Source organism: Pontibacter cellulosilyticus (assembly GCF_014306105.1).
Classification (GTDB): Bacteria; Bacteroidota; Bacteroidia; order Cytophagales; family Hymenobacteraceae; genus Pontibacter; species Pontibacter cellulosilyticus.
The window spans coordinates 1-24,860 of record NZ_JACRVF010000004.1 but is presented as its reverse complement, the minus strand read 5'-3'; the positions used below and the strand labels follow the sequence as shown (position 1 = coordinate 24,860).

At 46.7% G+C, this 24,860-nt stretch carries 19 protein-coding genes; 11 read left to right on the top strand and 8 right to left on the bottom strand.

The features are described from left to right. Positions 1 to 139: 139 nt before the first annotated feature. Complete coding sequence (locus H8S84_RS13445) at positions 140 to 1,399, bottom strand: M16 family metallopeptidase (protein ID WP_187067880.1); 1,260 nt, start codon at positions 1,397 to 1,399, stop codon at positions 140 to 142. Positions 1,400 to 1,617: 218 nt separating this feature from the next. Here H8S84_RS13445 and H8S84_RS13440 point away from each other — a divergent pair, with 218 nt between their 5' ends. The 4 genes from H8S84_RS13440 to ytxJ all read left to right on the top strand — a co-directional run bounded on the left by H8S84_RS13440 (position 1,618) and on the right by ytxJ (position 4,624). Continuing rightward, positions 1,618 to 3,597, top strand: coding sequence for an alpha-ketoacid dehydrogenase subunit alpha/beta (locus H8S84_RS13440; protein ID WP_187067879.1), 1,980 nt, complete (start codon positions 1,618 to 1,620; stop codon positions 3,595 to 3,597). 18 nt (positions 3,598 to 3,615) lie between these two features. Beyond that, positions 3,616 to 3,855: a hypothetical protein gene (locus H8S84_RS13435; RefSeq protein WP_230407179.1), complete on the top strand. Its 240-nt coding sequence runs from the start codon at positions 3,616 to 3,618 to the stop codon at positions 3,853 to 3,855. Between the two features lie 109 nt (positions 3,856 to 3,964). Next, positions 3,965 to 4,252: a hypothetical protein gene (locus tag H8S84_RS13430; protein ID WP_187067878.1), complete on the top strand. Its 288-nt coding sequence runs from the start codon at positions 3,965 to 3,967 to the stop codon at positions 4,250 to 4,252. Positions 4,253 to 4,282: 30 nt separating this feature from the next. Continuing rightward, a complete protein-coding gene (ytxJ, locus tag H8S84_RS13425) occupies positions 4,283 to 4,624 on the top strand; it encodes a bacillithiol system redox-active protein YtxJ (protein WP_187067877.1) in 342 nt (113 codons plus the stop codon). Between the two features lie 36 nt (positions 4,625 to 4,660). Here ytxJ and H8S84_RS13420 read toward each other — a convergent pair whose 3' ends face one another. Further along, on the bottom strand, positions 4,661 to 5,065 hold the full coding sequence (locus H8S84_RS13420) for an OsmC family protein (RefSeq protein WP_187067876.1): 405 nt from the start codon (positions 5,063 to 5,065) through the stop codon (positions 4,661 to 4,663). Between the two features lie 71 nt (positions 5,066 to 5,136). Between H8S84_RS13420 and H8S84_RS13415 the strand changes: the two genes are divergently transcribed. From H8S84_RS13415 to H8S84_RS13395, 5 genes are all read left to right on the top strand, one after another. Then, positions 5,137 to 5,868: a hypothetical protein gene (locus tag H8S84_RS13415; protein ID WP_317175444.1), complete on the top strand. Its 732-nt coding sequence runs from the start codon at positions 5,137 to 5,139 to the stop codon at positions 5,866 to 5,868. A gap of 131 nt (positions 5,869 to 5,999) precedes the next feature. After that, positions 6,000 to 6,902 (top strand): lipoyl synthase, encoded by a 903-nt coding sequence (lipA, locus tag H8S84_RS13410; RefSeq protein ID WP_394368000.1) that lies wholly within the window; start codon positions 6,000 to 6,002, stop codon positions 6,900 to 6,902. Between the two features lie 420 nt (positions 6,903 to 7,322). Continuing rightward, the gene (locus tag H8S84_RS13405; protein ID WP_187067875.1) at positions 7,323 to 10,541 is read left to right on the top strand and encodes an ice-binding family protein; all 3,219 of its coding nucleotides are present in this window, start codon (positions 7,323 to 7,325) and stop codon (positions 10,539 to 10,541) included. A gap of 32 nt (positions 10,542 to 10,573) precedes the next feature. After that, entirely contained in the window at positions 10,574 to 11,509 is a 936-nt protein-coding gene (locus H8S84_RS13400; RefSeq protein WP_187067874.1) for a PorP/SprF family type IX secretion system membrane protein, read from the top strand. Between the two features lie 18 nt (positions 11,510 to 11,527). Next, on the top strand, positions 11,528 to 13,504 hold the full coding sequence (locus H8S84_RS13395) for an OmpA family protein (RefSeq protein WP_187067873.1): 1,977 nt from the start codon (positions 11,528 to 11,530) through the stop codon (positions 13,502 to 13,504). Between the two features lie 138 nt (positions 13,505 to 13,642). Here H8S84_RS13395 and H8S84_RS13390 read toward each other — a convergent pair whose 3' ends face one another. Then, positions 13,643 to 14,833: a PQQ-dependent sugar dehydrogenase gene (locus H8S84_RS13390; protein WP_187067872.1), complete on the bottom strand. Its 1,191-nt coding sequence runs from the start codon at positions 14,831 to 14,833 to the stop codon at positions 13,643 to 13,645. Between the two features lie 165 nt (positions 14,834 to 14,998). On the opposite strand from H8S84_RS13390, the gene H8S84_RS13385 reads away from it, so the two are divergent. Next, positions 14,999 to 17,269: a TonB-dependent receptor gene (locus H8S84_RS13385; RefSeq protein WP_187067871.1), complete on the top strand. Its 2,271-nt coding sequence runs from the start codon at positions 14,999 to 15,001 to the stop codon at positions 17,267 to 17,269. A 13-nt stretch (positions 17,270 to 17,282) separates the two neighbouring features. Here H8S84_RS13385 and H8S84_RS13380 read toward each other — a convergent pair whose 3' ends face one another. The 4 genes from H8S84_RS13380 to gcvP form a co-directional block, all read right to left on the bottom strand. Continuing rightward, positions 17,283 to 17,903: a DUF4136 domain-containing protein gene (locus tag H8S84_RS13380; protein ID WP_187067870.1), complete on the bottom strand. Its 621-nt coding sequence runs from the start codon at positions 17,901 to 17,903 to the stop codon at positions 17,283 to 17,285. A gap of 106 nt (positions 17,904 to 18,009) precedes the next feature. Next, a complete protein-coding gene (locus H8S84_RS13375; RefSeq protein WP_187067869.1) occupies positions 18,010 to 18,381 on the bottom strand; it encodes a hypothetical protein in 372 nt (123 codons plus the stop codon). 479 nt (positions 18,382 to 18,860) lie between these two features. Next, positions 18,861 to 19,457 carry a DUF4136 domain-containing protein gene (locus H8S84_RS13370; RefSeq protein ID WP_187067868.1) on the bottom strand — a complete coding sequence of 199 codons (597 nt, stop codon included), beginning with the start codon at positions 19,455 to 19,457 and terminating at the stop codon, positions 18,861 to 18,863. A gap of 190 nt (positions 19,458 to 19,647) precedes the next feature. After that, positions 19,648 to 22,566 carry an aminomethyl-transferring glycine dehydrogenase gene (gene gcvP / locus H8S84_RS13365; RefSeq protein ID WP_187067867.1) on the bottom strand — a complete coding sequence of 973 codons (2,919 nt, stop codon included), beginning with the start codon at positions 22,564 to 22,566 and terminating at the stop codon, positions 19,648 to 19,650. 270 nt (positions 22,567 to 22,836) lie between these two features. Between gcvP and H8S84_RS13360 the strand changes: the two genes are divergently transcribed. Continuing rightward, a complete protein-coding gene (locus H8S84_RS13360) occupies positions 22,837 to 24,093 on the top strand; it encodes an NAD(P)-dependent oxidoreductase (protein WP_187067866.1) in 1,257 nt (418 codons plus the stop codon). A gap of 155 nt (positions 24,094 to 24,248) precedes the next feature. On the opposite strand, the gene H8S84_RS19995 is transcribed toward H8S84_RS13360, so the two are convergent. Next, on the bottom strand, positions 24,249 to 24,860 hold a 612-nt coding region (locus H8S84_RS19995), incomplete at its 5' end, for a hypothetical protein (RefSeq protein ID WP_222621660.1).

Here is a 24,860-nt window from a genome sequence, read left to right as displayed (position 1 = left end):
AAATTTATAATTGTTTGTTGTATATACAAATGTGAGGCGGGAAAGGTTCTCTTCAGAAGGACAAAGGACTGCTTGACAAAGGACAAAAGAGTTTTAACCCTTCTCCTTTGTCTTTTGTCAAGCAGTCCTTTGTCAAAACTTACGCTTCTACCGCCTCCTGCTTTTTCTCTGCCTTGTACAGCAGCGTTGAGCAGTTATTCGGGTTCAGTACTTCTTTAGCGCAGCGCTGAATATCGGCTGGCGTTACGGCTTGTATCTTTTCGCCTTCGGTGTTCACAAAGTTTGCATCGCCCAGCAGTTTTCCATAGGCCAGGTTCATAGCGCGGTTCAGCAGCTCAATTTCAGAGAAAACTAAGCTGGTCTCTGCCTGGTTTTTTACTTTATTTAGCTCATGCTCATCCACGAGGTTATCCATCAGTTCCTTGTTAATAGCTTCTATGGCTGCATTGGCTTCTTCAATACTTATGCCTTCGTTCAGCTTGCCCTGTATGATCAGCAGACCTTCTTCTATAGATCCTGTCACCGACGCGGCAATAGAGTTGAACAGCTTCTGCTCCTTAACCAGCTTATCGTACAGCCTGCTCGATTTACCACGACCCAGTATGTCACTGATCAGGTCTACGGCATAATAGTCTTTGTGCGTGCGGTTAGGCATATGGTACGCTTTATAGATAGCGCTTAGCGGCACATCGGCAGTTACTTCCAGCACACGTGGCTCAGTTTGCTTTGGCTCCGGCTTAATGTTGCGCTCATACTTTTGTCCGGCAGGTATAGGCCCGAACCATTTCTCGGTAAGCTCTTTTGCTTTGTCGAAGGTAACGTTACCGGCTACTACAAGTATGGCATTGCTTGGCGAGTAGTGTTTCTTGAAAAATGCCTTCACGATATCCATGGTGGCATCTTCTATGTGCGAAATCTCTTTACCGATTGTAGCCCACTTGTACGGGTGCTCCTTGTAAGCCAATGGGCGCAGCTTCAGCCAAACATCGCCGTAAGGCTGGTTCAGGTAATTCTGCTTAAACTCCTCTACCACCACTTTGCGCTGCACCTCCAGGCCGTTCTCGTTAAAGAGCAGCTCCATCATGCGGTCCGACTCTAGCCAAAAACCTGTCTCAATGTTTTGCGCCGGTACTGATAAATAGTAGTTAGTGATATCTGGGCTGGTGAAGGCGTTGTTTTCACCACCCACGCGCTGCAAAGGTTCGTCGTAGCTGTGTATGTTTATAGAGCCACTAAACATCAGGTGCTCAAATAAATGGGCAAAGCCGGTGTGCGACTCTTCTTCGTCCCTGGATCCTACATCATACAGCACATTCAGTACAGCCATTGGCGAAGTATGATCTTCGTGCACGATTACACGTAAGCCGTTATCCAGTGTAAATTCCTTAAATTGTATCATAATTTATTTAAGACATAAGATTATCAGACAAAGGACTCTCTCAGGATATACTACAGTTCCTTCTTTCGGTTCCAGCTTCCATAAATTGGTGTCCCTAGTCTTTTGTCAACAGGTCCTTTGTCAAAGTATAAGACAAAAGTATAAATTAGCAGCAACTTTTGTTGCTATGCCTAATATAGTAACTTGCCTAACTATAACGAGGTTTTCCTTTTTTTCAGATGAACTATAATCGCAAAGAATACTCCGACGACGAACTTTTAAACTTGTACAAAGCCATACTGAAGCCCCGCATGATAGAAGAGCGTATGCTCGTGCTGCTGCGCCAGGGTAAAATAAGCAAATGGTTTTCGGGTATTGGGCAAGAGGCAATATCAGTAGGCTCGGCATTAGCGCTGGAGCAGGACGAGTACATTCTGCCGCTGCACCGCAACCTGGGCGTGTTCACAAGCCGTGAAGTTCCGCTGGATAGGCTGTTTGCGCAGTTCCAGGGCAAAACTACAGGTTTTACCAAAGGCCGCGACCGTTCCTTCCACTTCGGCTCAAACGAGCACCACATTGTAGGCATGATCTCGCACCTTGGTCCGCAGTTGGCTGTGGCAGATGGTATCGCTTTAGCTGATCTGCTGGAGAAGAAGGAGAAAGTAACGCTGGTATTCAGTGGTGACGGTGGTGCAAGCGAAGGCGATTTCCATGAGGCGCTGAACGTAGCGGCTGTGTGGGGATTGCCGGTTATCTTCATGATCGAAAATAACGGGTATGGCCTTTCAACGCCAAGCAGCGAGCAGTTCAAATTTAACCAGTTTATAGATAAAGGCCCTGCCTATGGCATTGATGCACTGCAAGTAGACGGTAACAACATCATCGAAGTATACGATACGGTACGCCAGGCAGCAGCCAGTATTCGCAAGAACCCGCGCCCAATGCTGATAGAGGCTATCACCTTCAGGATGCGCGGCCACGAAGAGGCTAGCGGTACCAAATATGTGCCACAGGAGCTGTTTGAGAAATGGGCCAAGAAAGACCCTGTGGAGAACTTTGAGCGTTACCTGCTGGATGAGTTGGTGCTGACGCAGAAGACAATGGAAAGTATAAAAGAGGAGCTGAAAGCCGAGATAGAAGACGGTTTACAAACAGCTTTCTCTACGCCAATGCCAGTAGCTGATCACCAGGAAGAGCTGGATGATATGTACAAGCCATTCGACCAGGAGGTGATAAAGCCTGCATCGGATGCAAAAACAGAGCGACGTTTTGTGGATGCCATTTCGGATGCGTTGCGCCAAAGTATGGAGCGTTACCCAGAACTGGTGCTGATGGGGCAGGATATTGCTGAGTATGGTGGTGTATTCAAAATTACTGAAGGCTTTGTTGAGAAATTCGGCAAGGACCGCGTACGAAATACCCCACTGTGCGAATCGGCTATACTTGGCATTGGCTTGGGCATGTCGGTGCGCGGGCAGAAAAGTATGGTAGAGATGCAGTTCGCAGACTTCGTGAGTGCGGGCTTTAGCCAGATCGTGAATAATCTTGCCAAGAGCCATTACCGCTGGGGCCAGCATGCCGATGTGTTGGTGCGTATGCCAACAGGTGCGGGTACTGCAGCAGGTCCTTTCCATTCGCAAAGCAACGAAGCCTGGTTCTTCCATACTCCGGGTTTAAAGGTAGTATACCCTTCGTCGCCTTACGATGCCAAAGGTTTGCTAAATGCCGCCTTGGAAGACCCGAATCCGGTGATGTATTTCGAGCATAAGCTGCTTTACCGTTCTATCTCACAAGAGATTCCGGATGACTATTATACTATAGAGATTGGCAAGGCCAGAACGGTAGCCGAAGGAACAGACCTTACCATAATTACGTATGGAATGGGAGTGCACTGGGCCAAGCAACTGCAGCAGGAACTGTCAGATGCAAGCCTGGAGATACTGGACCTGCGTTCGCTGCTGCCTTGGGATAAAGAAGCTGTTAGAGCCGCTGTGGAAAAAACGGGCAGAGCGCTTATTCTTCATGAAGATACCTTGACGGGTGGTATAGGCGGCGAAATAGCTGCCTGGATAAGCGAACATTGCTTTGAGTTGCTGGATGCACCGGTAGCGCGTGTTGCCAGCTTAGATACAGCCGTGCCGTTTGCGCCGCCACTCGAGCAGGAGTTTTTGCCAAAGCAGCGCCTGCGCGAAAAGGTAGAAGCTATGCTTTCCTACTAAAACAAAAAATTATTGCTTATGCACCATGTACTTAATATCAAGCGTTACCTGCTACTGTCGCTGCTAAGTATGTTTATACTACTTGGTAGCTGCCAGCATAAAGGTATACTGCGTTGCCCAAAGCCCCCAGGCAAAAGCAGCAAGATTAGTATAAAAGGGCCCAACAGCCAAAGTATGCAAGGTGTAAGTGTGCCCATGGATAAGAATGGTCGTGTACAAAAGAAGCGCGGCTTGTTTGGCGGGATATTTAATCGATAAGAACAAGCAACGCTGAAAACAGTATAAACGCTAGGACAGCCTGATGATGTGTGATCTTAAGAAATCTGTTTTTGTGGATGCCGGCAAGTGGCTCGGCTGCCTTTTAGTAATGCTTCTGTTAGCAACAGCACCTACTTTTGCACAGATAAAGCACAAGTCTAATGAGGAGCACAAGCAGCAGCGCAAAAAGTTTCTAAAGCAGGCCGATACCGTAGAAGCGCAGTACAAAGACACACACCTTAACGTGGATGCCTATACTTTTAAGGTAGGCGAAGCAGGCCGTAAAAGGGTAAAAAAGAAAGACGAAAGAGCCCGGTACCAGTTTAACGAAGCCGGTGAGCCGGTAAAGAAAAAGCGACTCTTTAACAGAAAAAAGAAAAAGAAGCGTTCTAACTAAACATTAAGAAAGAATAGAGATTATTATACTATGAATTGGCATCCGCTTACAAGTATAGAACAACTCGATGAGGTATTGCAGGAGTCTAAAGAAACTCCTGTTGTTATATTTAAGCATAGCACAGCCTGCTCTATCAGTTCCACAGCTAAAAGCCGGCTGGAGCGCCAGTGGCAGGGATCTGGTCTTGACCACGTGAAACCTTACTACCTGGATTTGCTGAGCTACAGGCCTGTGTCTAACGAAGTGGCGGAGGTGCTGCACGTTACGCACCAATCACCGCAGCTGCTGCTTTTGCAGGATGGCATGTGCACTTACGATGCCTCACACCTAAGTATAAGTGTGGATGCGCTTAAGAAAAAAATAACGGCATAGCAGGGCTATACTTCCCGCCATGCCGCTACTTTCTAATTAGTATTGGAAACTGATTGTCTGTTTGATATCAGGGTGCAGGCTTAAAGCAACCGGGCAGGTTCGTGCTGCGTTCTCCAGTATAGCTCTATCCTTGGCGGAGTAGCTGTTGGCTGGCATTTTAAAGTTTAGCACAATCTCTGAAATACGGCGTGGCTCTGCGGCCATTATCTTTTTGGTCTCGATCTCCATGCCCTCTATGTCAATGCCGCAACGGTTTGCTGCAATACCCATAATGGTCATCATGCAGCTGCCCAAGGCGGCGCAAACAAGATCGGTCGGTGAAAATGCCTCCCCTTTGCCATTGTTATCTACAGGGGCATCGGTAATAATAGTGTTGGCAGAGGCAACGTGCGTGGCACAGGTGCGTAAGTCGCCTTTATATGAGCTTTTTATCGTTGTCATAGGGTGTGAACTATAGTTTTGAATACCGCGTAAATTTAGTTACTTTTATCTAACTATAAATCAATAATCGGGTGGTAAGATATCTTGCACTTGTACTAGTACTTGCTTTTGGGGTAGCCCTGCCGGCAACTGCACAAACAGAAGAAGACGAAAGTTTTCAGAATGAACTGAGCTACGGCATAAACATCAACTCTAATGGAGGATTGATTGGAGGCGTGTTCTTCAGGTCGGTGTACTTCATGAGCGAAAGCATGTACCAGTTTGGCGGCCTTGAGATAGTGGAAGTAAAGCATCCGAAAGAAAATCCGATTTTCAGCGAAACAGGCGATCAGTTTATTGCAGGCAAACGAAATTATTTATTTGCAGTGCGTCCGCATTATGGTCGCGAGTTTGTGCTTTTCAGGAAAGCCGCAGAGTCTGGAGTGCAGGTAAATGCTATTGCCGGTGCAGGTCCTTCGCTTGGTTTGCTGATACCATATTATATCCGCTATAATTATGGCGGGCCAACTTCGCAGGACATTCGCACTGAGCATTACGATCCTCAGAGGCACCGCAGCTTCGAGAACATCTTAGGAAATGCATCTGTATTTCAGGGCTTAGGCGAGGCCAACGTTAACTTTGGTGCACATATCAAAGGCGGGTTAAGCTTCGAGTATGGCCGTTACCGCGAGAGTATAGCCGGCATAGAGGTTGGTTTTATGGTTGAGATCTTCCCGAAAGAGATGGTAATTATACCACAGGCCGAAAATGAGCAACTCTTTACTTCAGTATATCTTAATTTATACTACGGCCGCCGCAAATAACTTCTCTTCAAAGAACATTTCAAGTATAAGTCCTGTTATGGGAGGGTGCCGCTACGCCATGTGACTGCACAAATCTTAGCTAATGGCTAAACTCTTAATGCATAACTTCCTATCTTTGCACCATGGACGATTTGATTACACTTCCGGTTATACAGCCCAACGCCACACCCGAAGGGCTAAACGCTTTAGGTAAGCCGCGTAAGCCAAACTGGCTTCGTGTAAAGCTGCCGGTAGGAAAAGAATATGCAAAAGTTAGAAGTATAGTAGACGAGTATAAACTGCACACCATCTGCGAAAGCGGTAACTGCCCTAATATGGGAGAGTGCTGGGGTGCAGGCACGGCTACATTTATGATATTGGGTAATGTGTGTACGCGCAGTTGCTCGTTCTGTGCTGTGGCTACCGGCCGGCCAAACGAGTACGACGAGGATGAGCCGCGCCGTGTGGCAGAAGCCATCCAATTAATGGGCGTTAAGCATGCCGTTATTACCTCCGTTAACCGCGACGAACTGAAAGACCGTGGCGCAGCCATCTGGCACGAAACGGTAAGGCTGGTTAAAGAGCTGTCTCCGAGCACTACAATAGAATCCCTAATCCCGGATGTGAAGGCAAACTGGGATGCGCTGATCACAATGATTTCGCCGGGGCAGGAAGTGGTGTCGCATAACATGGAAACCGTGAAAGAGCTTTACCGCCAAGTGCGCCCGCAGGCTAAGTATGACCGTAGTTTAGAGCAGATAAAGCGTACGAAAGAGTATGGCAAGCGCACTAAAACAGGTATCATGCTGGGGTTAGGTGAAACACCTGAGCAAGTATACCAAGCTATGGACGATCTTGCTGCCAATGGCTGTGATATCCTGACGCTGGGACAGTACCTGCAGCCTACAAAGATGCACTTAGAGGTAGCCGAGTTTATTCACCCGGACCTGTTTGAGCATTACAGAGAAGAAGGTCTAAAACGCGGAATAAAGTATGTAGAGTCAGGGCCATTGGTTCGCTCATCATACCATGCAGAACGACATGTGCATGTATAATTGTGATTTTAAAGGATAGAAGAGCCCCGTTGCCACAGCGCAACGGGGCTCTTTTTTTATAATTGTACTATTTTCTATGGCTTTCTGTTATAGCTATAATTTCTGCTTTTGCAAATAGCGTTAAAACACCAGAATTCCACCCTTATTTGCGTTTAATAAGGCCGTTTTTGGCAAAGTATTATTCACTAACAAATAAAAAATTGCACCACCATAAAATTGTAGTTAAAAATTGCAATATGAATGGCTGAAGCATTATAATATTACTTATTTAATATATTTTGTATTTTTTATATCTTTTCATATGATTTTTTGAATTTAGTATAACTTAATACAATAGTTTAAGTAAATGGAAATGTTCAATAACTATAGTTGAATCTATATATATTAGACATATACTATATTTTCTTTTACTTAAACTATATGAATAAAATTTTACTGCTACTAACCCTTTTTCTGATTGGCAGCACCACCCTTAGCATAGCGCAATCAGAACCAGGCCTGGGTAAATCTAGCACTTTTGCAGTTTTAGGTACAGGCTGTTTAAGCAACACGGGAACGACGGGTGTTACAGGAGACGTAGGTCTGGCACCTGAAGGAGTTTTCACAGACAATGGCTTATTGCTTGTAAAAGGCACCAAGTCTCTGGGTGTGCCCTTGGCCTCAGAGGCACTGCAAGACGCCAAAACTGTTTATGATTTCTGGCGGAGCACAGCTGCTGTGCCTTTCACAGATGCAGGTCTAAAAGCCAATGGAAGCTTTCCAGGAGTTTACCGTAGCAGCGGTGACGTTAACCTGGATGGCATCATCGTTTTGGATGGCAACGGTGACGTGAATTCAAAATTCATCTTCATCATCGATGGCAACTTAACTACACCTGCCCCTAATCCTCCTGCGCCTGGCACAGGCTTGCTGCTGCAGAACGGAGCGCAGCCAAAAAACATCTTCTGGATTGTAAAAGGTAATGTTAGCCTTGGTAACTCCACCAGTTTCCAGGGTACTATCATTTCAGAGGGTAACATCACCCTAGAGCCTGGCGTTAACCTGATCGGCAGAGCAATATCGCTGAAGAGCTGTGTTAATCTTAACACCAACAACATATTCCTGCCTAACATTATTATAGCCGACCTAAGCGTGGGCAAGGTAGCAGCAGAGGGAGAGTATAAAATAGGCGATGAAGTTACATACACTGTAACAGTAAGCAACGCTGGCCCAGGCACAGCTACAAACGTGATTGTAAGCGAGGTAATGCCTCCGGAACTTGAGTTTGTACGTGTAGAGAGCGCCAGCGCAGGCACGTATGATCCGGTAAGACAGGAGTGGGTGATTAATGAGCTGAAGATAAACGAAACGGCAGAACTAAAGATTACCTTTAAAATATTAGCTGGAGGTACCATTGTAAACAAGGTAAAGGTTGGAGCTAACAACCCGGATCCGAAGCCAGGCAACAACGAAGGCGAAGATCCGATTATAGTGCCTGTTGTTTCAGCGGATCTTAGCATAGTAAAAACTGCCAGCGGCGCACCATACTTATTGGGTGGCACGGTAACCTATACCATAGTAACCACCAACAACGGACCATACGCTGCAGAGAATGTAGTAGTAACTGAATCGCTGCCAGCCACACTGGAACTGCAAAGCTTTACAGTTAGCAAAGGTGCATATGACCCGGCAACTGGTATTTACACAGTTGGAACGCTGGCCAAAGATGAGAAAGCAACGCTAACTATTGTGGCAAAAATCATTGGGGTAGGCCAGATCATCAACACGGCTAGTGTAGGCACAACTACTCCGGACCCGAACCCAGGTAACAACACAGACCCTGAACCAATTGAAGTAACATGCCCTGTGCCAACACTGGCAATAGATGGAGGTGCCGCACAATGCGCTGAAACAGCTAACGTAACTTACACTGTTACTGCCGTGCAGGGTGCTACATACAACTTCCAGTTAACAGGCGGCTTAACAGAGGTATCTCGTTCAGGTAACTCAATAACTGTAAACATCGGCAGTGCAACTGGTAAAGTAATAGCCACCGTAACCGATATGTGTGGTAATGTTTACACAGTAGAGAAAGAGGTTATTGTTACCTCAACGCCTCCGGCCCCAAGTATAGAAGGAAGCACAAGCGTTTGTATGAACAGCGAAGGGCTTACTTATACTGCATCAGGCCTGGACGATGGTAACTATCAGTGGAGTGCTACAGGTGATGTTAAGATAGTAAGCGGTCAGGATGGCAAAAAGGTAACTGTAAAAGTAGGTGCCAACGGTGGTACACTATCAGTAAAAGGAAGCAACAAGTGCTTTACAAGCGAAGCTGCAACGGTTACCATCACTACTAAAACACCTCCTGCAACGCCTGATGCTATCAGTGGCCCATCAGCAATATGCGGTAACACAGGAGATCTTACTTACTCTGTTACCCCGGTAGATGGTGCAACAGGTTATACTTGGAAGTTACCGGCAGGATGGGTAATCGAAAGCGGACAGGGTACAGCTACCATCAAAGTAAAATCAGGTACAAGCACCGGCGACATAACCGTAACTGCAAACAATGATTGTGGTTCTAGCGCAGCAGCTGTATATAAGCCAAGTATAAATAACACACCGCCTGCTCCACTTACAATTAACGGTAGCCACGGCTCGTGCCCGGGCACAGTACTTACCTACAATGTGGCAGGTGTAACAGGAGCCACAGGATATACCTGGACAGTGCCTGCCGGTTGGACGATAAAAAACGGCCAAGGCAGCAGCACAATAGAAGTTGAAGTTGGCCAGAACGCAGGTCAGGTAACAGTAGCCGGCACAAACGAGTGTGGCGCTGGAGCAACTGCAAAACTGGATGTAGCGCCTGCACCGGTACCACCTGCACCAGGCACCATAGAAGGACCTAACGCTACCTGCGCCAACACCGAAAACCTGACTTACAGTATAGCAGTGCTAACTGGAGGCGACAAGTATGAATGGACAGTGCCGCAAGGCTGGACAATTGTGAGTGGTCAGGGTACGCTAAGCATCACTGTAAAAGCAGGAGCAGCCGGAGGCAAGGTAGGTGTAACAGCTACAAACGACTGCGGCACCAGTAAAGCCAGCACATTGGATGTGAGTGTAACAACTCCGCCAGCTGCACCGGTAGCCATTCAGGATATGAGTTCGCTGTGCGACGGACTGAAGTACACAGTGGATGCAGTGCCAGGAGCCACAGACTATACCTGGACAGTACCAGCGGGCTTCACCATTGTATCAGGACAAGGCACTACTACCATCACAGTCAAAATGGATAATCCGAGTGCATTCGGTCAGGTTAGTGTAAAAGCAAACGCTGGCACCTGCGATGGCCCTGCCACAAGCCTGCCAATCGACAAAGAAAAAATCGCTGGCGACCTGAACTTCCCGAAAGCCTTTAGCCCGAACGGCGACGGCAAAAACGACACATGGGTAATTGAAAACCTTATGAAGTACCCTAAAAACCAGGTGGTGATCTTTAACCGCTGGGGATCAGAGGTATACAAGAAAGACGATTACCAGAACGACTGGAACGGTAACAAGCTTGAAAAAGGCACCTACTTCTACAAAGTAAGCGTGACCATGTGTGACGGAGCTGACAAAGTGTTTACCGGGTACGTGACCATCTTCCGCTAATAGTATTCTTATCAACAGATAAAGAAAAGACAATGAGATTATTTTACACCCTGCTGGCCCTACTGCTTGCCTTTGGAGCTAGTGCCCAGCAAAACCCACAGTACTCGCAGTACATTTTCAATAGCATGAACATCAACCCGGCTTATACGGGTAGTAAAGGTGTGCTAAACTTCAACGCCTTCCACCGTTCGCAGTGGACAGGCATCGAAGGGGCCCCTGCCACCCAGTCGCTTGCCATAGATGGTATAGCAGCTAATAACAGGCTAGGCGTTGGCGTAGGTTTAACAAGAGATAAGATCGGGGCGCAGTCGCAGTTCTCGGCTTATGCCAACCTGGCGGTAAAGCTGCAGGTAAGCGAAACAGGCATTTTTAGCCTGGGTCTGGCGCCTGGCCTGGTGCAGCATACCCTGGATGGCACCGAGCTCGGCATAGATGATGACCCAACAATACCGGCCGGTAAAGAGACAAGTATAAAGCCAGACGTTAAAGTTGGTGCATACTTCCACACCGATCGTTTTTATGCAGGCCTCTCAGCCTCGGATCTGCTGCAGTTCAAAGACATGCAGTACATAGAGCCAGAGCGCCACTACTATTTTACAGCAGGTTATGTATTTGATATGGGCAACTTTGTTAAAGTAAAGCCTAGCGTGCTAGTGAAGGAGGATTTTAAAGCGCCTGCCAACGTAGACCTGAATGCTTTTGTGCTGTTAGGCGACAAGCTGTGGCTGGGCAGTTCTTACCGTACCAGCATGAACATCTTCAACAACAAATCAGACCTAAAGTATACCAACAAGCGCACTGCCGTTGCGCTGATAGCTGAACTGCAGATTCACCGGTCGCTGCGTCTGGGCTATGCCTACGATAAAATGCTTAACGATATGAAAGGCGTTAACACGCACGAGATCTCTGTTGGCTACTACTTCTTTAAAAAGAAAGACACCCGCATTATCACGCCGCAGTATTTTTAATCATAAGCCCTATATACGATGAACTATAAATCTACACCCTTATACTTTGTAATAGCGGCCATGATGGGTCTGGGCACTGCAGCCCAGGCGCAAACAGAGCTGAAAAAGGCAAACAAGCAGTACGAGAACTACGAGTTTGCGCTGGCCCTGGAGAATTACCAGGTGGCTGTACAGAAAAAAGACCCGGACCTGAGCACCATGCAGCGTATAGCAGATGCCTATCGTCTGACGCGCCAGAACCAGAAGGCCGAAGAGTGGTATGCCAGGGTGGTACAGAAAGAAGGCCACGACCCAATGAGCCTGTACCACTACGCAGAAGCGCTACACAGCAACGGCAAGTATGAAGAGGCAAAAGCCAACTATGGCCTGTGGGCCAAGGCAATGCCCGAGAAAAACGAAAAAGCAAACGAGCTAATTGCTGCCTGCGAAAGAGCCATGGTGTGGGCCAGTAAACCGGCTGCTGCCGTGGTATCACCAGTAGAAAGTATAAACATGGGCGGGTTTTCCGATTTTAGCCCAATGCAGTATGGCAACCAAATTATCTTTACTTCCGATAGAGGCCTTGCAGATAGTCGAAAAGCAGATGTGTATGGCTGGACAGGCCGTCCTTACCTGCAGTTGTTTACTGCTCAGCAGGACGAAGCAGGTAGCTGGGGAGCTCCTAAAGCTCTGGAAGAGGTAATAAACTCAGAGTACCACAATGCCACTGCCTCTGCAGCAGAAAACGGCAAAATGCTGTACTTTACCAGAACACACATGGTACCTAAGCGTAAGCCAGGCAACTCAGATCCTACAAGCTGGATCAAAGAACCTGTCGTAAAAGAGTTTGTAAACCGACTGGAAATATTCACTGCTGAGAAACAGGGTAATGTATGGGCCAACATCAAGCCTTTCGCCTATAATAAGGTGGAGGAGTACTCTGTGGGGCACCCGGCAATCTCTCCGGATGGCAAAACTTTATACTTTGCCTCTGACATGGAAGGCACCCTGGGAGATACGGATATCTTTTATAGTACAAAACAGGCCGATGGCAGCTGGGGCAAACCTGTAAATGCAGGTCCAACTATAAACACTGCTGCCCGCGAAAGCTTCCCTTATGTAGATGCAGACGGTAAATTATACTTTGCATCAGACGGGCACATGGGTTTTGGCGGACTGGATATGTTTGAGGCAGAAGGAGCACATGCCGCCTGGACTAAAGTAAGAAACGTGGGTGCGCCTATCAACTCAGCCAAAAATGACTATGGCATCATGTTTACCAAAGCCGGAGAAGAAGGTCTTTTCTCTTCTAACCGCGACTCTGAAAACGGCACAGAAGACATTTATTCCTTTAAGATGCTGCAGCGCCCTGTTGTAATTCAGTTGATTACGCTGGAGCGCAAGCAGAACGAAGAAAAGCGCAATATTGAAGTGCCACTGCCAGGTACAAAAATTCTTGTAGCCCAAAAGAACCTAAATGATAGCTCGGTGGTTATCACAAATGAGAGGGGGCAGTACTTTATGGATGGCCGCAGAGGCGATGCCTACACGCTGCTTGGCACCAAAGACGGTTACCTGACGCAGAAGATATCGGCTGAAGTGCCTGCCACCGCCGGAGACACAGTGCAAATAGCCATGCTGTTCGATAAGAACGAGGTAAACAGAGCTATTGTACTGGAAAACATCTACTACGATTTAGATAAGTGGGATATTAGACCAGACGCCGCCACTGAACTTGACAAGCTGGTAGCGGTGCTGAAAAGTAACCCTAAAGTAAAAATAGAAATGAGCTCGCATACCGATAGCCGCGAGAGTGTTAAGTACAACAACGTGCTATCAGAGCGTAGAGCAAAAGCAGCTGTAGATTACCTTGTGTCGCAGGGTATAGATAGAGGCAGGTTAACTGCTAAAGGCTACGGCAAATCGAAGTTGGTTAATGGCTGCGCTGATGGCGTAGAGTGCTCTGAAGAAGATCACCAGCTTAACCGACGAACTGAATTCAAAATTATCAATTAATTGATATAAAGATTCTCATTAGCTTTCATAGTTTGGAAAGGCTCCGCAGTCTCTGTCGGAGCTTTTTTTATGGCCTTACAGCAAGTATAAGTATAGCCAGTTGTTGCGGCAGCCGGCTATACTTATACTTTTATGAACCTATTTCTTGCCAGTGTATGCTAAACGGTATACTATGCCATTAGCGTCATCAGAAATAAGAATGGAACCGTCCTGGTGATGTGCAAGCCCCACCACTCTGCCAAACTGCTCTTTGCCCTCATTCATCAGAAAGCCGGTAACCAAATCTTCTACTTTGGTTGGTTTGCCATTCTCGAACCGCACGCGCACCACTTTGTAGCCAGATGGCTCTTTGCGGTTCCAGGAGCCGTGTAGGGTTACAATAGCATCTCCCTGATAATCCTTAGGAAACTGATTGCCTTTGTAAAAGATCATATCAAGGGGAGCGCTATGAGCAGTATAGGTTAGAACCGGGAACTTAGTTTTCTTGGCATATTCTTCCCAGGTCATGCCCATAGGTGGTTCGTCGGCTAAGTTTGGCTTGCCGTTCTCAAACACATATGGCCAGCCATAGTCACCTCCGTCCTCTAGCTTGTTTAGCTCTTCTTCCTGCGTGTTGTCTCCAAGCCAGTCTATGCCGTGATCAAAGCCGTAGAGTTCTTTTGTTTGCGGATGCCAGTCAAACCCGATAGTGTTTCGAAGCCCTTTTGCAAAAACGCGTCTGCTTGATCCATCGGGCTTCATCTGTAAAACAGTAGCACTCTCTTTACTTGTTTCTTTGCAGGCATTGCAGGTGCTGCCCACCGATAAGTATAGCATTCCATCCGGTCCAAACTCGATGGTGCGGTTTGCATGCTGTCCGCCATCTGGGAGTTTGTCAGCAATCATTTTTAGCTGGCCTAATGTGCCATCTTTGTTGATGTCGGCAGTATATACCTCGTTTACCGTTACGAGGTAGGCTTTATTATTACGTAGCGCAATACCATGCATTCCTTCTTTGGTGGCCACAACCTTTTGCTGATCAGACTTCCCGTCTTTGTTCGTGTCGCGGAGCATGGTTACGGTGCCTTTGTCGCGGTCGGTTACATACACGGTGCCATCGGTGTGCACAGCCAGCATGCGGGGCTTATTGAGGTTTTCGGCAAACTTTGTAATGGTAAATCCTGTGGGCACTTTAAGCTGGCGCACGTGTTCATCGGTGGCAGGTACTTTGGCCGGTTTAAAAATGTTTCCTTCTATGGAGGCAGAGATAGGCTTTTTGGTATCTTGTGCGAAGGCTAGGACTGGTGCTAATAGCAAAGCTGTGGCAAGTAGCGAGGTAGTTGTTTTCATAGTATAAGCTAAATTTGTAGTTAGGCAAGGCGCCGTGTTGTACTATGAAATAATACAAGCAGCAGATGGGTTTTGTTACGGAGGAGGCCAAAGCTAGCATAGAGGCATGGCATCAGTTAAACTTTAGAGCTGCATCTCCGTTTTCATTGCATGATTACCCTTACTATGAGACTAAAACTACTAATCTATACTTTTCTGTTGCTCCTGCCTCAGCTGCTTTTTGGGCAAAACGTTTTACGTGGAACTGTACTCGATGCGGCTACCGCTTTACCTTTAGAAGGCGTAACCATAGCAACAGATGCAGGAGACCAGACTTATACTTCAGCAGACGGCTCTTTTAGCTTGGCAACCTCTTTTAGTGCGGAGCAGCTTATCTTTAGTATGATCGGCTACAAACTGCAACGTATAAAACTGCCAGTTTCGGATCAGGAGCTAAGGATATTATTAGAGCCAGGTGCCGCCAAGCTACAGGAGGTAACCATTACAGGCTACGAAAGCAATCGACCTCTGCTTGAAACCGCCGGTGCTATAAGTATAATTGACAGGGCAAGTATAGAAAGGTTTGACGAAAGCTCTGTAGTAAGGGCTGTGAATACAGTGCCTGGGGTACGTATGGAAGAAAGAGCCCCTGCAAGCTATAGGCTATCCATCAGGGGCAGTACGCTACGCTCGCCCTATGGCATTCGGAACGTGAAAGTATACTTTGATGGCATTCCGTTTACAGAGGCTAACGGTACTACGGCCTTAAACCTGTTGGATGCAGCTAACATCGGAGGAATAGAGATATTGAAAGGCCCTACTGCCAGTATTTACGGGGCAGGTACAGGGGGTACGGTGCTGCTGGAACCGCGCAGAGCCGCTCCCGGCGAAAGATCACTGCAGTTCAACACCATTGTTGGCTCTTATGGGTTCCGGAAACATACAGCCGCGGCAAGTATAGGCACAGAAAATAGCAGCATACTGGTGCAGTACACCAAGCAGCTCTACGATGGCTACCGCGAGCAGTCGGCCGTGGACCGTGATGTGCTGCTCATCTCCTCTGAATTCACGCCCTCTGAAAAACGCACAATCAGCGCCAATCTAATCTATTCTGATTTATACTATGAGCTACCGGGTGGCTTAACCTTGGAGCAGTACCAAGAAAACCCAAGACAGGTGCGCGGAGGGCAGTTTGGCAGTGTAAAGCAAAATGCCTCGATTGATCTGGAAGGTATAAATGTGGGCCTGAAGCAGGAATACAGATTCAATGATTACCTCCGCAATACTACAGCAGTGTATGGCCTGCACAAGTTCAAGGATAACCCGTTTAACACCGATTACGAACGCAATACAAACCAGGAAATTGGCGCACGCAGCAGCTTTGCCTATACCGCTAATTTAGGAAGCATAAGATCAACCTTTACCTTAGGCGCCGAATTCCAGAGGGGTTTTGAAGTGGCCCGTACTTACGATAATAACAGTGGCACTCCCGGCAGTCTCCGAACAGACGACGAGGTTGTGGCTAAAACAGGTTTTGCCTTTGCGCAGGCCGAGTTTGAGTTGCCGGCCTCCATTATCGCCACTGCTGCGCTTAGCCTGAATGATACAAAGTATGAAATAACCAGACTGCAGCAGGTAAGCAGCGGCAACTATAAGTATAACCGCGATTTCGAGGCAGTGCTTTCGCCAAGAGTGGCATTGCTTAAGCGGCTAAATGATAAGATATCGGCACATGCAAGTATAAGCTCCGGCTTCTCTCCTCCCACCGAAGAAGAGATCCTGACCTCAGATGGCACCCTGAACGAAGAACTGGAAGCAGAGAAGGGCACAAACTACGAAGCTGGCATTCGTGGTTTCGCCGGTAAGTTAAGTTTCGATGTGGTAGGCTTTTACTTCAGACTGAAGGAGACGATTGTGAGCCGGCAGGATGTGTCGAGTGTAGCGGTATTCCGTAATGTGGGCTCCACCAGTCAGAAAGGGCTTGAACTAAACGCTGCCTATACTTTGCTGGAGCAGCCTGAGCAGCAGTTAAGCTCTGTTAAACTATGGAGCAGCTATACTTACAGCCACTTCCGGTTTAAAGACTACCAGAAAGATGAGGAAGATCTCTCCGGAAACCAACTTACAGGTGTAGCGCCACATGTAGCTGCCGCAGGTTTGGACGTAACTACTAAAATTGGCTTATATGTTAACTTGACATCAAATTACGTAGATGAGTTGCCGCTGAACGATGAGAACACTGTTTATGCGGATAGCTATTTTATACTTGGCGCACGGGCCGGCATAAAACGCAGCTTGGGGAGTAAGTTTGGGCTAGAGGTTTTTGGAGGCGTAGATAACCTTACCGATAAGAAGTATAGCTTGGGCAATGATTTAAATGCATTTGGTGGCCGCTTTTACCAACCAGCCCCTGATCGAAATTACTATGTTGGTCTTAACCTAAGTTATAAATTGTAGGTGCCTTTATACTTTACCGCACAGTGCTAGGCACAGGAGGGAACTGCGACATAACCCTGGCAACAGACCTGCTTATTTTATCAATGTCTATCGTTACCGGGTCTATGCCTGCATCTAAGGCACCTCGCCATACTACGCGGTTTGTGTTGCGGTCTATCAGGTCTACCACAAGTGAGCCTGGTTTGTAAGTTCCGATGTTCTTAAAGTTCTGCAGGCCGTCTCCGTCGTATCTGTACCTGTAGCCATACCAATAGCTGTAACCATAGCCAAAGTTGGTGTTCTCTAAATTAATACTGACCATTTCCTGGGTAGGCTCTATGGCAATGTCGTAGGCAACTATCAATCCGGGGTTGTCTGCGTCTGGGGTTATTCCATTCTTAACCAGTTCGCTGGCAATGGCTTCTTTAACGCGCTGATCGAGTAACGTGCTGTAAAGTGGGCCGCTGCTGCCTTGCTTTGGCGCCGGCACTTCAGCCGGATGCCACATGAACGTTTGGTATACTTTAAAATTTACAGAAGGATCAAAAGTGGTTTGTACTGATATAATAGGTGCGCAACCTGCGAAGAGAAGTATGGTCAGAAGTAAAATCGTTGCTTTAACCTTAATTAGAGGAGTGTGTAAAAGTAACGTCATAGTTTTAGCTGTAGGTGCTCTCTTGGGTAGCTATACGCTGCAAGAGAGTTTACGGCTAAACAACGGGAAACGGGGTTTGTTTAGTATAGCTTAGAAAGGCTGAAAGCTAGTTTTTGCCGCGGCGCTTTGGCTGTTGCAAGGCAAGCTCTTTGTTTATCCAGTTGTCAAGTGCTATAGCCATTGGTTCTGCCTCTGACACAGGAGTAGCCAGTATTTCTGCAGGCTCGCTTAGTGTATTGTCTCCAAACGCATAGCCTGTAGCAGGTAAGGCAACCAAAGCTTGTTTACCAGGAGTATCTTCAACGATCTGTTTATTAGGTTTTGTGCCTTCCAGTACCTGCTGGTATTGGGCAGTGGTTAGTATAGTATTAGAAAAATGAAGTGATAAGCTATTAAATGTTGCAACCTGTGCAGACGCCTGCGCGCTGATTACTAGTATAACTACTAAAGTAAGTGTCGCAGTTAGCAATTTCTTCATACCTAATATTGTTATTGTTCAGGTTTTTGTTTTGACGGCACAAAGGTATAAAAGCAAATCATAATTACATAGCATGCTTTATATATTTTGTTTAAAGCATACTTCGTAAAATGCTATGATGTGTTATGCGAATTGTACTTTTGTGGTTAGTGTTTGCTGTGTTACGAGTTAAAGCTACTTTTGTTGGTGTTATAGTATAACTTTTTGAAATTAAATTTTTTCATAAAAATTTTACTTTAATTGAAAATTTAATCTTTCAACTGACTATAAATCAAGATTTGTGGTGATGATTGTGGGTAATACTACATTATAGAGTTGTAGGTATAGTGATTACAGTTTACTTTCATCTAGATTGGGGGATTGTCCTTGGTTCTTTGAACAGTCTAGGTGAGGCGAAGCAAGTCTATAAAATAAAAAAGGTATCCTCCATTTATAATATAATGAAGGATACCTGGTGCGGCTAAATAAGAAAAGTGTGATTATTTACCTGAAGGAGGGTATTTTTTAAGAATATCACTGACAATTGTATTGATGCTCTCTTGGGTAATGCTGCCTGCCATATCTACAGGTGCCTCTCCTACACCTCTCCAAACCAGTTCATTGGTATCAGTGTCAACTAAGTCGACTACCACTGTGCCTTGTTTGTACTGGTTGATAGTTTTATAGGTAGCTGGAAATCGGTTAAAGCCATAGTTATAACGATAGCCATACCAGTAGCTATAGCCATAGCCAAAGCCACGGGGGTATGCATAGTTCGTATTTACTTCCGTCTCAGTATCAACGGCCACGTCATATGCAACTTTAAGATCCGGGTTGCTGGCATCATAATTTAACCCCTGTGCTCCTAAAGATTGACGAATGGCTGATTTTAGTCGCTGGTCAAGCATAGTGTCATAGTTGCCAGAAGTTGCTCTTGCTTCAGTTGGTTGCTCCTGGTAAAAGCTAAAGGTTTGGTATTGGCTAAAGTTGGCATCCTGTGCGTAGTCTGTGTTTACATCAACGGTAGGTGCACAGCCTAAAATTAGAAAGCACAGCCCCAACAAGAGCAGCTGTGCTTGTGTTGTAGCTTTCTTCATAGTTTTAAAGGTTTTAAGGTTTGTATTAACATGTATTAATTTATACGGGGCGGCTGTAGAGCTTTCTTTAAGAGGCATGTCTTTATTGGGCACACCCTCTTTTAGTTTAGTGGATGGACATTTTGCTGGTGTGTAAATAAAAAAGCCTGACCGCGAGGATCAGGCTTTTAAAGTATAAGTCAGGAGTGGATTAGCCGATAGCTACCATCTCGTTTCCATTCTCATTGTAAGCTTCAATTGGAGCACAAGAGCAAACCAGGTTACGGTCGCCATACGCGCTGTCGATGCGGCTAACAGTTGGCCACATTTTATTGTCGCGCAGGAATGGCATTGGGAACACAGCTTTCTCACGAGAGTAAGGTCTCTCCCAGTTCTCTACCATTACTACTTTCAGCGTATGCGGCGCATTCTTCAGCACGTTGTTCTTCTGGTCAGCTTTGCCAGCTTCGATCTCACGTATTTCCTCACGGATCGAGATCATCACATCGCAGAATCTATCCAGCTCTTCCTGTGCTTCAGACTCAGTTGGCTCTACCATTAGCGTACCCGCTACCGGGAACGATACCGTAGGCGCATGGAAACCGTAGTCCATCAGACGCTTCGCAATATCTTCTACCTCTACGCCATACTTTTTGAACTCACGGCAATCAAGGATCATCTCGTGCGCACAACGGCCATTAGCACCTACATAAAGTACAGGGTAGTGCTTCTCTAGGCGCGCTTTCATGTAGTTCGCATTAAGGATAGCAACCTTCGTAGCTTCTGTTAAGCCTTCGCCACCCATCATAGCTATATAAGCATAAGAAATAGGCAGGATAGATGCAGAACCCCAAGGCGCAGCAGATATTGCATTGATAGCATCTTTACGACCCAGGTCAACTACAGCGTGACCAGGCAGGAACGGGGCCAGGTCTTTTACCACACCGATTGGGCCCATGCCAGGACCACCACCACCGTGAGGGATACAGAAAGTCTTGTGCAGGTTCAGGTGGCAAACGTCAGCACCAATGTGTGCCGGAGAAGTAAGACCTACCTGAGCGTTCATGTTGGCACCGTCCATGTAAACACGGCCACCGTTGTCATGTATGATCTGGCAGATCTCGATGATGCTCTCCTCATAAACACCATGTGTAGATGGGTAGGTCACCATTAAGCAAGACAGCTCATTCTTATACTGCTCAGCCTTAGCGCGCAAGTCAACTACATCAATGTTGCCTTTCTCGTCGCACTTCACGATCACCACTTTCATGCCGGCCATTACCGCAGAAGCTGGGTTAGTACCGTGTGCCGAAGATGGAATCAGGGAAATGTTACGGTGATGATCGCCGCGTGACTCATGATACGCCCGGATAACCATCAGGCCAGCATACTCGCCCTGTGCACCAGAGTTAGGCTGCAACGACACCGCATCGAAACGAGTAATCTCACACAACCAAGCTTCTAGGTCCTTAAAGATCTGGGCGTAACCTTTTGTCTGGTCAGCAGGAGCGAATGGGTGTAACTGCCCTATCTCTGGCCATGTAACCGGGATCATCTCGGCAGTAGCGTTCAGCTTCATGGTACATGAGCCCAGGGAGATCATCGAGTGAACAAGAGAAATGTCTTTGTTCTCCAGGTGCTTCATGTAACGCAGGATCTCGTGCTCAGAGTGGTGCTTGTTAAACACTTCGTGCGTCAGGTACTCACTTGTACGAATCAGTTTATCTGACCAGGTGATTTCAGTATCTTCTGGTAAGGCATCTATACTTAATACATCCGCAGATTTACCAGCCACTTTCGCAAATACAGCAAGTATAGCTTTTACATCTGCCAGGTTCGTGTTCTGGTGAAGTGAGATACCGATATTATTCTCACCGAAGTAACGGAAGTTGATACCCGCTGCCTCAGCTTCGGTACGTATAGCCTGCTGCATGTCGGCACTTTCAACAGCGATCTTCAGCGTATCAAAGTACTGCTCGTTCTGCTGCTCAAATCCTAATGCTTTTAGGCCATTTTCTAGCTGCTGCGCTAAGGCATGCGTGTTAAGGCCGATATACTTCAGGCGACGTGGGCCATGGTAAACTGCGTACATACCTGCGATAACTGCCAACAGTACCTGTGCAGTACAGATGTTAGAAGTAGCTTTTTCGCGGCGGATGTGCTGCTCACGTGTCTGCAGAGCCATACGGTAAGCCTTGTTGCCAGCTGCATCTACAGAAATACCAATAATACGGCCCGGGATCACACGCTTAAAGGAATCCTTTGTAGCAAAGTAACCAGCATGTGGACCACCAAAGCCCATCGGCACACCAAAACGCTGTGTAGTACCAACTACAGCATCAGCACCCATCTCACCCGGAGGTGTTAATAAAGTAAGCGAAAGGATATCGGCAGCAACAGCTACAAACATCTCCTGCTCATGCGCCTTCGCGATAAAGTCAGTATAATCAAAAATGGCACCGTCGGCAGCAGGGTACTGCACCAGAGCACCAAATAAGGTCTCGTCAGAGAAATCAACCTCACGGTGATCGCCGATTACTAACTCAATTCCGATTGGCGTAGCGCGCGAAGCAAGAATATCTATCGTCTGTGGCAACACCAGGTCAGATACAAAGAAGCGGTTTGCGTTCTTGCGTGCGCCTTTGCGGTTTGCATAGAACATTCCCATTGCCTCAGCAGCAGCAGTACCTTCGTCCAGCAACGATGCGTTGGCGATCTCCATACCTGTCAGGTCCATTACCATTGTCTGGTAATTGATCAGCGCCTCTAAGCGACCCTGCGCAATTTCAGCCTGGTAAGGAGTATAGGCAGTATACCAACCCGGGTTCTCCATAATGTTACGAAGTATAACCGGAGGCATAATTGTGTCATTATAACCCAAGCCGATGTACGACTTGTATACTTTGTTCTGCTTCGCGATCTGCGAGAACTGGTTTAGGAACTCAGTCTCTGTCAGAGCTGCTGGCAGATCTAAAGGTCTCTTTAAACGGATGGCGGCCGGTACGGTCTCATCAATCAGTTGGTCCAGCGAGTCTACCCCGATGGTCTTAAGCATGTCCTGCATCTGCTCTTTGTCAGGGCCATTGTGGCGCTCCTTAAACACGTCTGCAGGTTTGGTTTTAAATATCATAACAATGATCTATAGACTGGGAATAATGGGTTTAGCAATTTAACGGGCCAGCAAATCGGCGCCAGCGTCTTATTTTCTGCAAAGTAATAGTAAATGTTTCTTATATTGAAGCATCAAGGCTAAATAGTTAGGTCTTAATCATCTATACCTATATATAATAGGTGTAGGCGCAGGTGGTTCGCTAACTATAAATATAATGCCTTCGATAGCTCTTTTGTTTACTTCAGCCTAACAAAAAAATCAGCTTAACAATTCAAGAGTATACCATCCATGAGCAAGCTTAAAGTCGGTGTTATAAAAGAAGGTAAAATACCTGTAGATAAACGTGTGCCACTAACGCCTAAAAAGTGTGTGGAGGCCTTGCAGGAGTTCCCTGACCTGGACATTGTAGTGCAGCCAAGCGATATCCGGTGCTTTACAGATGCAGAGTATGAAGAGCTGCACATTCCGATGCAGGAAGACCTAAGCGACTGCGAAGTGCTGATGGGGGTAAAAGAAGTGCCGATCGAGCAGCTCATTCCAAACAAAACATACTTCTTCTTCTCCCATACTATTAAGAAGCAGCCGCACAACGCCAAACTCCTGCGTGCTATACTTGATAAAAATATCACGCTGATAGATTATGAAACGCTAACTACTCCGGAAGGCCAGCGGTTGGTAGCCTTTGGTTATTATGCCGGTATTGTTGGAGCTTATAATGCGCTGCTGACCTATGGTAAAAAGCATAGACTCTTCGATCTGAGGCCGGCTTACCTGTGCCACGAGATGGAGGATATGGAAGAGGAGTACTTTAAAGTGAAGCTGCCACCTATTAAAATAGCCGTTACAGGCGGAGGACGTGTAGCAGGCGGAGCCATGGAAGTATTAGATAACATGGGTATCCGGAAGGTAAGTGTGTTCGACTTCTTATATAAGCAGTTCACAGAGCCTGTGTATGCACAACTTCGATCCGGAGATTACAATGCCAGACCAGACGTGGAAGTTTGGGACTCGCCGGACTTCTATGCACACCCAGAACTGTATCAAAGCACTTTCCGAAAATTTACCAAAGTAACCGATTTGCTAATGGCCTGTGCCTACTGGGACCCGCGCGCTCCGAAACTCTTTACTGAAGAAGATACTCGCCAGCCAGATTTCAAGATTGATACCATAGCAGATATTACCTGCGACGTGGATGGTTCTATACCTACTACCAAACGTGCCACAACTATTCCTGATCCGGCATATGATTATAATCCGGAGACAGGTGAACTGGAGGCACCCTACAGCCGAAAAGACAACATAACTATAATGGCCGTAGATAACCTGCCTTGCGAACTTCCCAGAAATGCATCCAGAGAGTTTGGCCGGCATTTAATAGACCATGTGTTTCCGCACTACTTTAATGGTGATAAGGATGGAGTGTTAGAGAGAGCTACAATTGCTAAAGGAGGAAAACTGACAGAGAGATATAGCTATCTTCAGGATTATGCAAACGGGGTAATAGACGGCGCTGTAGAAAAGGAAGAGAGGCAGAGTATACTATAGTATATAGTAGCTAAAACAAAGCAGGCATAGCGGGAACTTCGGCAAGTATAACAGCTGTTAGTTATCAGCCGCGGAAGTAAGAGCAGCCTGAAAAATAAAATCAAAAATAATTAGCCTCAAAATCAACAGGTTGCTGAAATAGTAAAGATATTAGTTTAGCCGGTGCTTGCAAGTCGGGAAACCTTTGTTACCTTTGCATCCCGGTTCGGCAGGGACGGGTTCGTGAGACTGAAGGGTAAGTGCTTGAAAAGGCGGCCTGGCTGCTTTGGAAGGCGGTTTTCCTCTGAGAAGCGGCCGAAAAAAAACTTGAAATAAAGTTTGCGGTTTCCGAAACTCTTCTTACCTTTGCATCCCGGTTCTGAAAGAGGGCCGGCGGCGAAAAACGAAGAGGCGTTCCTCGGAGAAAAGGCCGGAAAAAAGATTGAGAAAAGATTGCTGCGGATAGAGAAAAAGTTCTTACCTTTGCAGCCCGCCGAAGAGAGCAGCTCGGAGGCGAAAGAGAGAAAAAAAAGATTGAAAAAAGTTTTGGCAAACCGGAAAAGATTTCCGAGCTTTGCACCCCGCAAACGAGTGAACGGCTCAAAAGGGGTTGAGAAACAACAAGCGCCGGGTGCGGCGCTCAGGCAAGGAAAGTAGTTCCTTGGCAAGTTCTTTGAGAGATTGCAAGAGACAGATAGCATAATTAAGTAAGGAAATTGATTCGCCCTTCCTTTCGGGGAGGGCAGCAAGAGGCCGGGATCTGACAGACACATTGATGGTGTAATAGC

Bases quoted from the DNA above. Each gene is read 5' to 3' on its own strand.
- H8S84_RS13375 (WP_187067869.1), bottom strand. From the start codon at position 18,381: ATGAAGAAATTGCTAACTGCGACACTTACTTTAGTAGTTATACTAGTA.
- H8S84_RS13400 (WP_187067874.1), top strand. From the start codon at position 10,574: ATGAGATTATTTTACACCCTGCTGGCCCTACTGCTTGCCTTTGGAGCT.
- H8S84_RS13360 (WP_187067866.1), top strand. From the start codon at position 22,837: ATGAGCAAGCTTAAAGTCGGTGTTATAAAAGAAGGTAAAATACCTGTA.
- H8S84_RS13385 (WP_187067871.1), top strand. From the start codon at position 14,999: ATGAGACTAAAACTACTAATCTATACTTTTCTGTTGCTCCTGCCTCAG.
- gcvP (WP_187067867.1), bottom strand. From the start codon at position 22,566: ATGATATTTAAAACCAAACCTGCAGACGTGTTTAAGGAGCGCCACAAT.
- H8S84_RS13390 (WP_187067872.1), bottom strand. From the start codon at position 14,833: ATGAAAACAACTACCTCGCTACTTGCCACAGCTTTGCTATTAGCACCA.
- H8S84_RS13435 (WP_230407179.1), top strand. From the start codon at position 3,616: ATGCACCATGTACTTAATATCAAGCGTTACCTGCTACTGTCGCTGCTA.
- H8S84_RS13445 (WP_187067880.1), bottom strand. From the start codon at position 1,399: ATGATACAATTTAAGGAATTTACACTGGATAACGGCTTACGTGTAATC.
- H8S84_RS13405 (WP_187067875.1), top strand. From the start codon at position 7,323: ATGAATAAAATTTTACTGCTACTAACCCTTTTTCTGATTGGCAGCACC.
- H8S84_RS13430 (WP_187067878.1), top strand. From the start codon at position 3,965: ATGCTTCTGTTAGCAACAGCACCTACTTTTGCACAGATAAAGCACAAG.
- ytxJ (WP_187067877.1), top strand. From the start codon at position 4,283: ATGAATTGGCATCCGCTTACAAGTATAGAACAACTCGATGAGGTATTG.
- H8S84_RS13380 (WP_187067870.1), bottom strand. From the start codon at position 17,903: ATGACGTTACTTTTACACACTCCTCTAATTAAGGTTAAAGCAACGATT.
- H8S84_RS13420 (WP_187067876.1), bottom strand. From the start codon at position 5,065: ATGACAACGATAAAAAGCTCATATAAAGGCGACTTACGCACCTGTGCC.
- H8S84_RS13395 (WP_187067873.1), top strand. From the start codon at position 11,528: ATGAACTATAAATCTACACCCTTATACTTTGTAATAGCGGCCATGATG.
- H8S84_RS13370 (WP_187067868.1), bottom strand. From the start codon at position 19,457: ATGAAGAAAGCTACAACACAAGCACAGCTGCTCTTGTTGGGGCTGTGC.
- H8S84_RS13440 (WP_187067879.1), top strand. From the start codon at position 1,618: ATGAACTATAATCGCAAAGAATACTCCGACGACGAACTTTTAAACTTG.